General features: G+C 72.7%; 9 protein-coding genes and 1 riboswitch. All 9 genes read left to right on the plus strand.

Going from position 1 to position 14,859, the window contains the following annotated elements; all coding sequences use genetic code 11:
- The first annotated feature begins 39 nt into the window (after window positions 1–39).
- Window positions 40–1,596 carry a prenyltransferase/squalene oxidase repeat-containing protein gene (locus tag ACFXPX_RS11835; RefSeq protein ID WP_380640820.1) on the plus strand — a complete coding sequence of 519 codons (1,557 nt, stop codon included), beginning with the start codon at window positions 40–42 and terminating at the stop codon, window positions 1,594–1,596.
- On the plus strand, window positions 1,593–2,681 hold the full coding sequence (locus ACFXPX_RS11840; RefSeq protein ID WP_380524493.1) for a hypothetical protein: 1,089 nt from the start codon (window positions 1,593–1,595) through the stop codon (window positions 2,679–2,681). The genes ACFXPX_RS11835 and ACFXPX_RS11840 overlap by 4 nt, the downstream gene beginning before the upstream one ends.
- A 4-nt stretch (window positions 2,682–2,685) precedes the next feature.
- Window positions 2,686–3,936, plus strand: coding sequence for a CbiQ family ECF transporter T component (locus tag ACFXPX_RS11845; RefSeq protein WP_380640822.1), 1,251 nt, complete (start codon window positions 2,686–2,688; stop codon window positions 3,934–3,936).
- Window positions 3,933–5,576: an ABC transporter ATP-binding protein gene (locus ACFXPX_RS11850; protein WP_380640824.1), complete on the plus strand. Its 1,644-nt coding sequence runs from the start codon at window positions 3,933–3,935 to the stop codon at window positions 5,574–5,576. The genes ACFXPX_RS11845 and ACFXPX_RS11850 overlap by 4 nt, the downstream gene beginning before the upstream one ends.
- Complete coding sequence (locus ACFXPX_RS11855; protein WP_380524496.1) at window positions 5,573–6,361, plus strand: ECF transporter S component; 789 nt, start codon at window positions 5,573–5,575, stop codon at window positions 6,359–6,361. Before ACFXPX_RS11850 ends, ACFXPX_RS11855 begins: the two co-directional genes overlap by 4 nt.
- 22 nt (window positions 6,362–6,383) lie before the next feature.
- Window positions 6,384–6,508, plus strand: a riboswitch (cobalamin riboswitch).
- A gap of 37 nt (window positions 6,509–6,545) precedes the next feature.
- Entirely contained in the window at window positions 6,546–6,764 is a 219-nt protein-coding gene (locus ACFXPX_RS11860) for a CbtB-domain containing protein (RefSeq protein WP_380524497.1), read from the plus strand.
- 26 nt (window positions 6,765–6,790) lie between these two features.
- Window positions 6,791–7,666 carry a CbtA family protein gene (locus ACFXPX_RS11865; protein WP_380640826.1) on the plus strand — a complete coding sequence of 292 codons (876 nt, stop codon included), beginning with the start codon at window positions 6,791–6,793 and terminating at the stop codon, window positions 7,664–7,666.
- Window positions 7,663–8,460 (plus strand): (2Fe-2S)-binding protein, encoded by a 798-nt coding sequence (locus ACFXPX_RS11870; RefSeq protein ID WP_380640828.1) that lies wholly within the window; start codon window positions 7,663–7,665, stop codon window positions 8,458–8,460. Before ACFXPX_RS11865 ends, ACFXPX_RS11870 begins: the two co-directional genes overlap by 4 nt.
- Before the next feature lie 630 nt (window positions 8,461–9,090).
- Window positions 9,091–14,769, plus strand: a complete 5,679-nt coding sequence (locus ACFXPX_RS11875) for a PA14 domain-containing protein (RefSeq protein ID WP_380640830.1) — start codon at window positions 9,091–9,093, stop codon at window positions 14,767–14,769.
- Window positions 14,770–14,859 lie beyond the last annotated feature (90 nt).

Consider the following 14,859-nt stretch of genomic DNA (forward strand, 5'->3'; position numbering starts at 1 on the left):
TGCGCCGTTTCTCCCGTGTCGACCGACCAGGGAGTCGTCGTGAGGGTCAGCAGCAGTCGTACACGTCACAGAAACCGGGACCTCGCCTCGCTGGTGGTCGCCGGTGCCGTCGCGGTCGCCGCCTGCGGTACGGTCCTGCTGGGGCACCCCGAGAGCGCGGCAGCCCGGCCGACGATCCCGGCCCTGACCGGTGCCGACCTCACCACCGCTCGGCACGACGCGGACGGCCCCACCGCCACACCGACCCCGCCTGCCGGGAGGAAGCCGGACGCCGCCAAGGGGAGTGCCTACCTCACCGACCCGTCCCGCCTGACGGACGGTCACTACTACGAGGGGTTCCCGGCCTTCGCCGACTTCGGCCTGACCATCGACGGGGCCTACGCCCTCGCCGCGACCGGTACGGACGACGCCGCGCTGCGCAGGATCGTCGACTTCCTGGACCAGCAGGGCAAGGACGCGAGCGCGCGCACCGTCAACGACTGGACCGCCATCGGCACCGAGTACGCCGGCGGCGGGTCCATCGGCAAGGAGGCGCTGCTCGCCGAGGCGGTCGGCCGCAACCCGCGGAACTTCGGCGGCCACGACCTGATCGCCGCCCTCGCCGCGATGGTGTGCACCAAGGCCGACGCGAGCACGGGCTGCGACGCCCCGGGCAACTACACCTACGCCACCTCGGTCTTCTCCCAGGCGCTCGCCGTCATGGCCCAGCTCCGGGCCGGAGAGTCGACCGGTGCCGCTCCCGCGATCGGCTACCTGAGGAGCCTCCAGCACCCGGACGGGTCCTGGCCGAGCCTGATCCCGGCCGCCGGTGACGCGGATGTGGACAGCACGGCCATGGCCGTCATGGCCCTCGCCCTGGTCCCCGGGGACGAGGCCGCCCAGGCGGTCGAGAAGGGCCTCGGCTGGCTCGCCGCACGGCAGTTGCCCGACGGCGGCTTCCCCGGCGCGGCCGGCAACTCCACCAACTCGGCCGCGCTGGCCGTCCAGGGGATGACGCTGCGCAAGGCCGCCTACGGCGGACAGATCGCCAAGGCGCTCGACTTCCTCGCCGGGCAGCAGAATGGTGACGGCGGGTTCAACGTCGCCTCCACCGGGCAGCGGGGGTCGGACGTCCGGGCGTCCACGCAGGTGCTCGGCGGCGCCACCGGCATCTCCTTCGGCACGCTGTCCCGCGACCTCGGCGGCTCGCCGACGCCGACCGGGACGCCGTCCACCACGCCGTCCGGCACGCCGACCCCGACGAGTACGGTCACCCCGACGGGTACTCCCTCCACCACTCCGTCCGGTACGCCCACCCCGACCGGCACCTCCACCCCGACGACCACGTCCACCGGGACCCCGACGGGTTCGCCCACCACGACCGGGCCCGGCCCGACCACCGGCGCGCCGTCGTCCGGTGGCGTCGACGCCCCGACGGATGGCGGTGCCGAGGCGGCCGGAGGCGTCCCGGTGCAGACCGGTTCGGATCACCTCGCGAGCACCGGAACCCAGGCACTGGCGCTGACGGCGGCCGCCGGTGCGCTGACCGCGCTCGGTGCCGCTGCCGTCATCGTCGCCCGTCGCCGCCGGACGGCCGCCCCGGGGCGTCACCGGTGAGCCGGGGACTCGGGCAGCGGCTCGCCCGGCTGTCCGGGGCGGCGGCACTGACCTCGGCGCTGGCATTCGGCGGCCTCGCCGTGGGCGTGGTCCCGGCTGCCGCTGCGCCGTTGCCGATGGAGCAGTGCACTCCGACCTCCGGGGTCGTCCTCGCCGTGGACCTGAGCAAGTGGGGCGGCCCGCTGCTGCGCTCCTGCGGCTCCACGCCCACCACCGGCTACACCCTGCTGAACCAAGGGGGTTGGAAGACCACCGGCACCGGCCACGACGGCCCGGCCTTCATCTGCCGGATCGGCTACAGCGGTTACCAGGGCGGCAAGCAGTTCCCGACCCCGGACCAGGAGAAGTGCGTCCTGACACCTCCGGCCACCGCGTACTGGTCGTACTGGCACGCTGATCCGGGCCAGAACGAGTGGTCCTACAGCCAGCTCGGGGCGATGCTCTACCAGCCGAAGCCCGGCAGCGTCGACCTGTGGATCTACGGCGGCACCAACGTGGAGGGCACCGAGGGGCGTCCGACCTTCTCGCCGGACAGCGTCCGGGCCCACAACCCCAGTTCCGGCGGGCAGCCGGCCGACCCGGGCCAGGGCACGACGGGCGGCTCCGGCGGAGCGGCGAGCGGTTCCGGTACGACGGGCGGATCGGGCACGACGGGCGGCAGCGGTACGACGCGTGGCGGCGGCTCCGGCTCGACCGGGGGTGCCCCGGCCCCGGCCGCACCCCGGCCCGGCGGAACCCGTCCGCCGGCGCCCGCCGCGACCCCGGGAACGGGTACCGCGGCCACTCCTGCGGACGGCATCACCCCGCCGGGAGCGCCCGATCCCACGCCGGTACCGGCCGAAGTCTCCACCGCCCCGCCGACCGAGACCCCGAGTGACGGGCCGACACCGCAGACGGCCGTGGCCGCGGCCGGGGCGACGTCCGCGCCCGCCGTGCCCGGCGGGGTGGTGGACGCCAACCCGGTGGCCGACGCCCCGCACGACTCCGGTTCGATGGTGCCCGCTGCGCTCGGGGCGGTCCTCGTCGTGGCGCTGGGCGTGGCCACGGTGGTGGCCGCACGCCGTCGCCGCCGACGGGCCGAGTGATCCGGTGAGCGCGCAAGACACCTGCGGCCTCGGCTCCCCGCAGCGCAGCCCCGGGCGGGGCGCCGGGGGCCGGCGCGCCCCGCGCAACCTCCACCCGCTGGCCTGGTGGGCCTGGGCGCTCGCCCTGGCGACCGCGGCCAGCCGCACCACCAACCCCTTGCTGCTCCTGCTCGTCCTCGCCGTGCTCGGCTACGTGGTCACCGCCCGCCGCAGCGAGGCCCCGTGGGCCCGCGGGTTCACCTACTACCTGTGGCTGGCGCTGACGGTGGTGGCGATCCGGGTGGTCTTCCGATGCGTCTTCGCCACCGGTGTCACCCCGCACGACCACCTGCTCTTCTCCCTGCCGCACATCCCCACCCCCGACTGGTACGCGGGGATCCGGATCGGCGGCCCGGTCTCGCTGGAGGCCACGCTCTCCGCGGCCTTCGACGGGCTGCGGCTGGCCTGTCTGATCTGCTGCATCGGCGCCGCGAACACCCTCGCCAACCCCAAGCGGGCCCTGCGCGTCCTGCCCGGTGCCCTCTACGAGCTCGGCGTCGCCGTGACGGTGGCGCTCAGTGTCGCGCCCCAGCTGGTGCAGAGCGTCCAACGGGTCGCCCGGGCACGGCGGTTGCGTGCGGGGCGGCGCAAGGGCGTCCGTGCCCTGCGCAGCATCGTGGTGCCGGTCCTGGAGGACGCGCTGGAGCGTTCGCTGGGCCTCGCGGCCGCGATGGACTCGCGTGGCTACGGGCGTTCCGGCACCGCCTCGCGCCGGTCCCGCCGGCTCACCGGGGTGCTGATGCTGCTCGGCATGTGCGGCCTGTGCGCCGGGGTGTACGGACTGCTGGACGGGACGGCCCCGGCCGCGCTCGGCCTGCCCGCCTTCCTCGCGGGTGCCGTGCTCTGCGTGGCGGGTCTGCTGCTCGGCGGGCGCCGGGTGCGGCGCACCACCTACCGGCCGGACCGCTGGCGGGCCGCGGAGTGGGGCGTGGCCGGTTGCGGAGCGGCCGCCGCCGTGCTGCTGTCCGCCACCGTCGGCTACGACGCCACCGACCTCAACCCCTCCCTCTACCCGCTGACCTGGCCGACGCTGCCGCTCGTCCCGGTGCTCGCCCTGCTCCTGGCGGGCGCGGCCGGGATCGTCTCGCCGCCGCCCGGCCGCACGCCCGGACCCACCGCCGTGCCGGGGCCGCGCCCGACCGCGCACCCCGACGACGCCACCGCCACCGCCGCCGCCACCACCACCGACCGCACGACCTCCGAGGTGAGCACGTGATCCGATTCGACCGGGTCGGCGTGGTGTACGACGGCGAGAGCACGCCCGTCCTGCGCGACGTCGACCTGCACATCCCGGAGGGCGAGCTCTGCCTGGTGGTCGGCCGTACCGGGGCGGGCAAGTCCACCCTGCTCGGCGCCGTCAACGGCCTCGTGCCGCACTTCACCGGCGGCACCCTGCGAGGCCGGGTCACCGTGGACGGCCGGGACACCGCCCACCACCCGCCGAGAGAACTCGCCGACGTGGTCGGCGTCGTGGGACAGGACCCGTCGGCCGGCTTCACCACCGACACGGTGGAGGAGGAACTCGCCTACGTCATGGAGCAGTTGGCGATCCCCCCGGAGGTCATGCGCAAGCGGGTCGAGGAGACCCTGGACCTGCTCGGCCTGGCCGAGCTGCGCCACCGCGCCCTGCACGAGCTCTCCGGCGGCCAGCAGCAGCGCGTCGCCATCGGATCAGTCCTCACCGCGCACCCCCGCGTGCTGGTCCTGGACGAGCCGACCTCCGCGCTCGACCCGACGGCGGCCGAGGAGGTGCTGGCCGCGATCACCCGGCTGGTCCACGACCTCGGGGTGACCGTCCTGCTGGCCGAGCACCGCTTGGAGCGCGTCGTCCAGTACGCCGACCGCGTCGCCTACCTGCCGGGGGACGGGACGGTCGTGCACGGTCCGCCCGCCGAGGTCTTCCGGGACACCGCGATCGCGCCACCCGTCGTCGACCTCGGCCGCCTGGCCGGATGGCGGCCGCTGCCGCTGTCCGTCCGGGACGCCCGCCGCGCCGCCGCACCGCTGCGGGAGCGGCTCACGGACGTACCGGTTCCCCCGCCGCGCCGGGCAGCGGCGGCGGGGGAACCGGTGCTGGAGGCGAAGGGCGTGGTGGTCCGGTACGGGCCGGTGGCCGCCGTCCGGGACGTCCGGCTGGACCTGCGCGCGGGCGAGGTCACGGCGCTGATGGGCCGCAACGGCTCCGGCAAGTCCTCGCTGCTGTGGGCCCTCCAGGGCTCCGGGCCCCGCCAGGGCGGCAGCGTGAAGGTCACCGGAGCCGGGGGCGAGAAGGCCGAGGACCCCAAGCGCCTTCCCGCGGCCAGGGCCCGGCAGCTGGTCGGGCTCGTCCCGCAGACCCCCACCGACCTGCTGTACCTGGAGACGGTCACCCGGGAACTCGCCCAGAGCGATGCCGAAGCCGAGGGCGCCGACGGGCCGACCGCCCGGCAGATCCTGGACCGCCTGGCCCCCGGGATCCCGGACGACACCCACCCCCGGGACCTCTCCGAGGGGCAGAAGCTGGCCCTCGTCCTGGCGATCCAACTGTCCGCCGCACCAAGGGTCGTGCTGCTGGACGAACCCACCCGGGGGCTCGACTACCACGCCAAGGAGGCGCTCACCGGCATCGTGGACGCGCTCGCCACCGAAGGCCGTACGGTCGTCGTGTCCACCCACGACGTCGAGTTCGTCGCCTCCGCCGCCGACCGCGTCGTGGTGATGGCCGAGGGCGAGATCGTCGCCGACGGGCCGACCGCCCAGGTCATCGTCGCCTCGCCCACCTTCGCCCCGCAGACCGCCAAGATCCTCGCCCCACTCGGCTACCTGACGCCCCAACAGGTCACCGAGGCCCTCGAACCGGCGGAGGCCGCGCGATGACCGCCGTACGGATCCCCGGCCGGGCCCGCGTCGTCGTCGCCCTGGCCGCCTTCATCGGCCTGGTCGCCTTCACCTGGCCGTTCGTCGTCGCACCCGGGAAGTTCGGCTCCAACTACGCCCCGCCGCTGATCTTCGCCGCCCTGCTCGTCCTGGTCCTCGCCGTCGTCATCGCCGAGATCTCGGCGGGCGGCATCGACGCCAAGGCGCTCGCCATGCTCGGCGTCCTGTCCGCCGTCAACGCCGGGCTCCGACCCCTCGGCGCCGGGACGGCCGGCGTGGAGACGGTCTTCTTCATCCTCGTCCTGGCCGGCCGCGTCTTCGGCCCCGGCTTCGGCTTCACCCTCGGCTGCACCTCGCTGTTCGCCTCCGCCCTGCTCACCGGTGGAGTCGGCCCCTGGATGCCCTACCAGATGTTCGGCTGCGCCTTCGTCGGCATGCTCGCAGGCCTGCTGCCGAAGACCCGGCGCCGCCGGGTGGAGGTGCCCGTGCTGGCCGTGTACGGGGCCTTCTCCGGCTACCTGTTCGGCTTCCTGCTGAACCTGTCCTTCTGGCCGTTCTCCACCGACCCGAACAGTTCGATCGCCTACCTCCCCGGTCTGCCCTTCACCGAGCAGTGGCACCGCTACCTGCTGTTCGACCTCGCCACGTCGCTCGGCTGGGACACCGGCCGCGCCGTCACCACCCTGACCGCCGTGCTCGTCGTCGGGCCCGCCGTCCTGACCGTCTTCCGCCGAGCGGCCCGCCGCGCCAACTTCGAGCCCACCGTGCGCTTCGAGGCCGATTGACGGCCCCGGCGGACAGGCCTACTCTGCCGGATGTAGTGATGGCGTAAGGAAGCCGGTGGAACTCCGGCACGGTCGCGCCACTGTGAGCGGATCGCCCTTCGGGGCGGCCCGCGAGTCAGATACGACGCCATCACGATTCGCCCCAACAAGAGCGGGACGCACGATCCCCGAAGGAGGCTCCACCGTGAGCACCAGTATGCCCGGACCCTCTGCCCTGCCCGTCCCGGTCGTGGTGCCGGCGTCCAAGGCCGTCGCCTGGCTCGTCGTCACCGCGTTCCTCGCGCTGGCCGTCTACTACTTCATCGGCGTCGACCAGGGTGCCTACTCCGTGTTCGGCAAGGACATGCACATCCACGAGTTCGTCCACGACTCGCGGCACTTCCTCGGCTTCCCCTGCCACTGACGAGCGGAAGCAGCGAACAACCAGACATGGAGAAGAAACTCATCCTGCGCGGCGTGCTCGCCGGCGCAGTGGCCGGCCTGCTCGCCTTCGTCTTCGCGCGGATCTTCGCCGAGCCGCAGATCAACGCGGCGATCGAGTACGAGAGCGGTCGTGACGACGCGCAGGGCCTGCTGGACAAAGCCGCCGGGCTGCCCATGGACATGGGCGGACCGGACATCTTCAGCCGCACCGTCCAGGCCAACGTCGGCATCGGCGCCGGCATGATCCTGTTCGGTGCGGCGATGGGCGCGCTGTTCGCGGTGGCGTACACCGTGTGCCTCGGCCGGACCGGCAGGCTCCGCCCGCGCAACCTGGCGATGCTGGTGGCCCTGGGCGGGTTCCTCGGCCTGTACCTCGTGCCGTTCGTCAAGTACCCCGCCAACCCGCCGGCCATCGGACACCCCGACACCATCCGCGACCGCGGCAACCTGTACCTGGCCATGGTCGCCTGCTCGCTCCTGTTCCTCGTGCTGGCGGTCTGGCTCGGCAAGCGCCTCCAGGCCCGGTTCGGGAACTGGAACGCCACCCTGCTCGCCGCCGGCGCCTTCGCGGCGGCGATCGGCATCGTCATGGCGGTGCTCCCCTCGCTCGGCGAACTCGCCGACAACGTCCAGCAGTTCGGCCATCACGCGACCGAGACGCCGCTGCCGCTGACCGACGACAAGGGCGCCATCGTCTACCCGGGCTTCCCGGCGGACACCCTGTTCGAGTTCCGCTTCTACTCGGTGGCCGCGCAGCTGCTGCTGTGGGCCGCGCTGGGCCTGCTCTTCGGACCGATGGCCGAGCGAGTGATCAACGCCCGTACGGCGGCCGCCACGGCGGTCCCGGCCGAGTCCGGCCCCGAGCCGGTCGGCGCGGCGTGACGCACACCCCACCGAGGGCCGCGACGCCGCAGCGCGTCGCGGCCCTCGGGCCGTTCTTCGCCTACGAGACCCACGAGGCCGACGAGACCCACGAGACCCGCCGGGCCCATGAGACCCATGACGACGGCGCAGTCGCCGTGCCCTGGCATCCGATGGCCGAACTCCTCGACGATCCAGCGGTGTTGGGGGAGCGGGTGGCCTTCGCCCGGAACCACCTCGCGGCGGCGGGGGGCCGTCCACCGGAGGCGGTCGAGCGGCGGGTGGCGGCCTCGGTGACCCACCTGGGGCTGGTGGCGCGGCTGCTCTCACCCGCGTTCGCGGTGGCCGTCCTGGACGGGGCGCTGCTCGGGTACGGGCTGCGGGAGGCGAGGTGGCAGCCGACGCCGGGCGGTCCGTTCCCGCTGTCGCTGCCCGCCCGTGACGCCGTTCCCGTCGCCGACCCGGCCGAGCTCGCCGCGCGGTTCGCGGCAGAGGTGCTGGACGGGCCGGTGCGGGAGCTGGGCGAAGCGGTGGCCGCCTTCTCCGTCTCACCGCGGATCCGCTGGGGCAATGTCGCGTCGGCGGTCAACGGAGCGGCCGCGGGCGTCGCCCGCTCGCGGCCGGAACTCGCCTTGGCAGCACGGGAGTTCGCGAGGCGCCTGCTGGCGGTTCCGCCGCTGCGCGGGGCCGGCACCGTGGCCGCGGACGGCACCGGCTTCCGCCGCCGCAGCTGCTGCCTCATCTACCGGGCCGCACCGGACCGGGCCGGCGCGCTGTGCGGCGACTGCGTCCTCGCCGGGCCGGCGGACGCCTGAGCGGAGCAGGGCCCCCTCGGGCCTGCCGCAAAGCCCCCGGGCGGCCGATCCCAGGAAGGATGGTGAGCGGAGCCATGGCCCCACGCGAGGACCGACTGCCCCGGCGGCTCACCGAGGTCCCGATCGGCTGACCGACCGATCGAAGGGGTGACCGGCCGTACGGTTTTCGGCCAAGTGGGTCGCGGGCGCCGGGCCGTTCCACGACTCCGCTTAGGGATACCCGTGGGCATGTTATTGAACATGTCCCTGACAGGAGTGTCCGGGCGGTGACAGCCGGACGCTGTGACCGGTGTTCCGTTTGGAGGCACGGCGGTTCGGTGGATCCGGCCAAGGTGTACCGGCCCTGTTCCGTGGGGTCCGTCGTTCGCGGAGGATTCGTTGCCCGAGTCCTCCGGTCGGGACCGGAGGAGCGTGGACACGCGTCCTGCCGTGCCGCGGGTCCGGCGGACGTCAACGGGGTTGGAGGGGGCTTTGTCCAGAGGTGCCGGCATGGCGCGGTCGTCCGCGCGCTCGCGGTTCCGGTGGATCGTGTTCGTGGTGGCGACGGCGCTGGTGGCTCCGTTGGCACAGGCGGGAGGCCTGCCACCGGCGCAGGCGTCCGCGCCCGCGCCCGCGTCCTCATCCGGATCCGTGGCATCGAGAGCGGTGCCGCGGGATCTGCCGATCCTGTCGGTCCCGTCGGCGGCCGGGCAGCAGCCGCAGGCCGAACTGCGGGAGCCGAAGGCCGACTTCGCGCCCTTGGCGGCCAGCGGGGATCCGCGCTCCGACGAACGGGGGCGCGAGCGCGCCGCAGCCCAGGAGGCGCCGCAGACCAGCCCGGTGTCCCCGGTCGACGGCGCCGTGGTGGGGACGGAGACGCCCGCGCTGCAGGTGGCCGCGGCCGGTGACGGCGTCCTCTACTGCTTCAAGGTCTCCACCGGGTTCGACGGCCGATCCGGCAGCGTGGTGGACTCCGGGTGCCTCGACCAGCCGCAGTGGACGGTCCCCAAGCACGTGCTGCACGACGGTGGCCGGTACACCTGGACGGCGGCGACCGCGGTGTCCGGCGGGACGACCGCCACGCCGCCGCAGTGGGTCGGGCACTTCACGGTCAACCAGCGGGTCGGCGACCCGGGGCCGGCACCGACCGACCACCTGGGACCGGTCACGGTGAACCTGTTCAACGGCAACGCGCACGTCGAGGCCGCCGGGCCGGCGTTCCAGACCGTCGGCGGATCGGCGGGCGTCAACCTCGCCTACAACTCCCGGGAGGGCGCCCCGCACGGCGTCCGCGCCTCGTACTTCAACGACTCCCGGCACGCGGGCGCCCCGGACGCGATCCCAGTGATGGTGCGCGGCGAGTCACAGGTCAACCTGGACTGGGGCATCCCGTGGACCGGCAACCCGGACAACCTGCCGTGGCGTGACAACCCGATGCCGCCCGCCCTGGACAAGAACTGGTTCGTGGTGCGCTGGGAGGGCCAGTTCAAGGCCCCGGTCACCGGGGACTTCCGGTTCGCCGGCGCCCACACCGACGGCGCCCGGATCTGGCTGGGCGACAAGCTCGTCTACGACAACGCGGGGCCCGCCGAGCCCGGCAACGACTTCCTGCTGCCCGGCCCGCGCCAGGCCGGCGAGGTCGCGTTGAAGGCCGGCCAGTCGGTGCCGATCCGGGTCGAGCTGTACCACCACTCCGACGACCGTCCGCGCATGGTGCTGTGGGCCAAGAGCAGCACCGGCACCGACGACCACCGCACCCACAACCTGGATCCGAGGATCGTGCCGACGGAGTGGCTGCTCTCCGCGGACTCCCAGGCGCTGCCGGCGGGTTGGACGCTGTCGGCGCAGTCCAGCGGCTACAGCCGTGCCGAGATGCTGGACGGCTCGGTGGTGCTCACCGACGGAGCCGGCGGCAAGCACACCTGGGCCAAGGCCTCCACGGGCGGCTACGCGCCGCCGGCCGGTGAGGACGGCGTCCTCGCCTTCGACACCTCGGGCCGGATCACCCTCACCGAGGGTGACACCGTGTCGCTGTTCAACCCCGACGGCACGCTGGCGGCGGTGGAGTCGGTCCTGGACGGCAAGAAACCGGCCGCCCTGCAGTACCTCTACAGCGGGACGCCGCCGCGGCTGACGCAGATCAAGGACCCGGTCTCCGGCCGCTCGCACCAGCTCTTCTACAACACCGACGGCGGCGACGGCTGCTACGGCGCAACGCCCCGCCCGCCCGGCTCGGACCCGGCGCCGCCGCAGATGCTCTGCCGCATCCGGTACTGGGACGGCAGCGAGACCAGGCTCTGGTACCAGATGGGCACCCTGGCCCGGGTCGAGAACCCCGGCGCGGTCATGCAGGACTTCGACTACCTGGGCCGGGCCTCGGCCAAGCAGCGCTACGACGAGGCCGGGGACAACGAGGAGGAGAAGCAGAAGGCCCTGGACAGCATCGGGCCGCTGGCCACCATCCGGGACGCCCTGGCCTACGACTGGGTGGCGCACCAGGCCCCGTCCGCGGCGAACGCGTGCACCAACACCGGTGACACCGCCGCCGTCTGCACGGTGATCGGCTACGACTCCGTGACCGAACAGCCCCAGGAGCCGCCCGCCCTGCGCGCGGTCCAGGTGCTGGCACCGGCCCCGGACGGCCGCTCCGCCGACAAGCGCGCCGAGCACTTCTACCAGTACTACCTGGAGCGCAAGCAGGCCACCGTGGCCCTGGCCGGGGTGTACGACTCCACCCGCTCCCGCACCGTCACCTACGACGACGCCGGACGCACCCTGGTCACCACCGACTTCACCGGGGCGAGCATCGCCGCGGAGTGGAACACCAAGGACCAGGCCACCGCGGCCGTCGACAGCGCCGGCCGCCGCTCCACGACGGTCTACGACCACGCCGACCGCCCGGTCGACAAGTACGGGCCCGCACCGGCGTCCTGCTTCACCGGCCAGACCCCGACACCCGCCTGCGCGGCGAAGATGCCGCACACCCACACCACCTACGACGAGGGACTGGCCGGGCTGTCGGCCGCCTTCTACGACAACCCGGAACTGGCGGGCGTCCCGCAGGCGTTCGCCACCGGGGTCGGCGCCGCCGACGGGGCACTGTCACGGTCGTGGGGACCGAGCCCGCCGGTGGCGAACACCGGCGGCTGGTCCGGACGCTTCACCGGCGAGGTGCAGTTCCCGGCAGCCGGGCAGTACGGCCTCGGGTTCACCGCCGTCGACGGCGTCCGCCTCTGGGTCGACGACGTCCTGACCGTCGACAGCTGGAGCGACAAGCCCGCCACCGCAGTCACCGGCACGTACGCCAACACCACGGCCGGCAGCCGGCACCGCGTCCGCGTCGACTACTACAACCGCTCCGGCACGACCGGGGCCCTGGCCTTCACCTGGACCCCGCCCGGCACCGGTACCCCGGTCCCGGTACCCGGGACGAACCTCGCCCCCCGCTACGGCTGGGCGACGGGCACCACCACCGACGACACCTCCGGCGGCGACCAGGAGCGGGCACCGTCCAAGCACAGCGCCAGCAGCTACTCGGACCCGGCGGCGGGCATCGACCCGGCGTACGGGCTCACCGTGTCCACCACGGCCGATCCCGGCGGAATGGGCCTGACCGCCCGTACCACCTACGAGCGTCCGGGCGACGGATACCTGCGCAGGTTGGCCTCGGCCATGCCTGCCGGTGACATTGCCAACCCCGACAAGCGCACCACGACCGTCTACTACGGCGATTCCGAGACCCGCGCCAATCCCTGCGATCCGAGCGCTCCTGCCGCCAACCAGGCCGGCATGGCGAAGACCGCCACTGCGGCCAAACCGGACAGCGGGGCGGCGCTCACGGGTGAGACGGTGTACGACGAGGCGGGCCGCGTGGTGGCCCAGCGCGTCAACGGCGAGCCGTGGGCCTGTAACAGCTACGACGTACGTGGACGAGTGGTCAAGAAGAGCGTTCCCGCGCAGGGGGGCAAGCCGGGTCGTACGGTCGTCACGGACTGGGCGGTCGACGGTGATCCGCTGATCTCGAAGCTGACCGACGAGAACGGGTCGATCACCACCGGGATCGACCTGATCGGCCAGGAGGTCCGCTACAGCGACGCCAACGGCGTCACCTCGACCTCCACGTACGACCAGGTCGGGCGCCTGATCACGGACACGACCACAGTCAAGGGCGTGTCCAGCACCGTGACGTACGCCTGGAACGACGCCAACCAGTTGACCAGCGTCAAGCTGGACGGGACCACCGTCGCCACGCCCGCCTACGATGCGGCCACCGAACTGGTCGGTGTCGCCTACGGCAACGGATCCCGCCTGGACTCGCTGGTACGCAACAGCGCGGGCAAGGCAACGGCGTTGGCGTGGAGGACCTCCGCGTCCACGGTCGTCGACACGGTGACCCGGTCCCGCGACAACCGGGTCACCGACGACGTGGTGACCGCGGACGGGAAGTCCGTCGCGACGTACGCCTACACCTATGACACGGTGGGCCGGCTCGTCGCGGCGAGCGTCCCGCACCACCAGCTCACCTACCGGTTCGACCCGACCGACGGTTGCGGGACAGCGAAGGCCGCCGGGCTGAACACCAACCGCACCACGTCCACGGACAGTCTCAACGGTGCCCCGGCGGTCGCCACCGGCTATTGCTACGACGGTGCCGACCGGCTGACGTCCACCAGTGGTGGCACCGCGCTGTCGTTCGGCTACGACGACCTCGGCGACACGGTCAAGGCCGGGGGCGACACCCTGGGGTACGACGTCACCAAACGGCACGTCCAGACCACGACCGCCTCCGGGACAGCGATCTCGTACACCCGGGACCCGGCCGACAGGCTGACCGCCCGCACGGTCACCGGTGCCACGGACGTGTCGAAGAACGGGACCACCCGCTACTCCTACAGTTCCAAGCACGACGACGCCGACCTCATCCTCAGCAAGGACGGCGGACTGCTCCAGCGGATCGTGGCACTGCCCGGCGGCGTGCTGCTGACCAAGAACTACGACCAGACCGCCACCACCAACTGGTCCTACCCCAACATTCACGGGGATGTGCTGTTCACTGCGGACGGGGCCGCCACCCTCACGGGTGGCATCCGCCTCTACGACCCCTACGGCCAGACCATCGACCCCGCCACCGGCTCCTTCACCGACGTCCCGATCCCCGTCACCGTCGCCGGCGGGATGGACTTCGGGTGGCTGGGCCAGCACGAACGGCCGGTGGAACACCTGGCTGGCCATCAGGCCATCGAGATGGGCGCCCGCCTCTACCTGCCGGTACTCGGCCGCTTCCTCCAGGTCGACCCCGTCGCGGGCGGATCGGCCAACGACTACGACTACGTCAACGCGGACCCGGTCAACGGCTTGGACCTCGCCGGTACCTTCGGCTGGAAGTCCGTCGTCTCCACCGCCACCAAAGCGGCAGAAGTCGTGGCCTACGTGCCGGGCCCGATTGGAACTGTCGCCTCCGGCGCAGCCGCAGCCGGGCAGCTGGCGCAAGGGCACTACAAAGAAGCCGCCATGGACGCGCTCGGTGCCATCCCCGGTGGCAAGCTCGCCAGCACTCTCGCCAGAACCGCCGGAAAGGAAGCCTCGACGGTCGGTAGAGCCGTGCAAGCTGCGGAGAAGTGCAACTCCTTCTCCGTGGAGACCCCTGTGGTGATGGCCGACGGCTCGACCAAACCCATCAGCGTCGTTCAGGTCGGCGACCGGGTCCAGGCCACGGACCCCGCCACCGGCGCGACCCTGGACGAGCCCGTCACGGACGTCATCGTCGGCCACGGCACGAAGCACCTCATCGACATCGGTCTCGATGCCCGGACCCCTGGGAACACGATCACCGCGACCGCCAACCACCCGTTCTGGGTGGACGGCCCGGGCTGGACCGACGCGGGGGACCTGCGGCTCGGCGACCGCATCCGAAGCGGAGGCGGCGTCGACGTCGCGACCGTCACCAGCGTGCACGATCGCGGTGACGTGGACGGCCAGACCGTCTACAACCTCACCATCGGCCACGTCCACACCTACTACGTACTGGCAGGGCCCACCCCCGTCCTGGTGCACAACAACAGTTGCGGCCTGCCGCAAGAGGGCGTTTACGCGTTCAAGGACAGGGCGGACGCGCAAGGGCGCACGTACGTGGGGCAGACCAACGACTTCGACCGCCGACTGAAGGAGCACGCCAGGAACGGCAGGACGGAGAAGGGAGACGACGTCCTGCTCGTCCACGTGCCGGGTGGCAAGGCAGCCCGCGAGAAGGAGGAAGCGTCTCTCATCGCCGAACTCGGAGGCAAGGGAAACCTTTCGAACAAGGTCAATTCTCCGGGGTACAGGCCGTAAGGACCCTGATAGATGCGCTACGAAAGGATCACGCCGGTGACAACCGAACGACCAAGGCAGAGACGGACCTTATGGAGGAAAGCCACCGTC

The sequence above is a fragment of the Kitasatospora sp. NPDC059146 genome (assembly GCF_042786665.1).
GTDB lineage: Bacteria > Actinomycetota > Actinomycetes > Streptomycetales > Streptomycetaceae > Kitasatospora.

Coding starts and splice junctions, on each gene's coding strand:
- ACFXPX_RS11855 (WP_380524496.1), top strand. CDS start 5,573: ATGACCGCCGTACGGATCCCCGGCCGGGCCCGCGTCGTCGTCGCCCTG.
- ACFXPX_RS11865 (WP_380640826.1), top strand. CDS start 6,791: ATGGAGAAGAAACTCATCCTGCGCGGCGTGCTCGCCGGCGCAGTGGCC.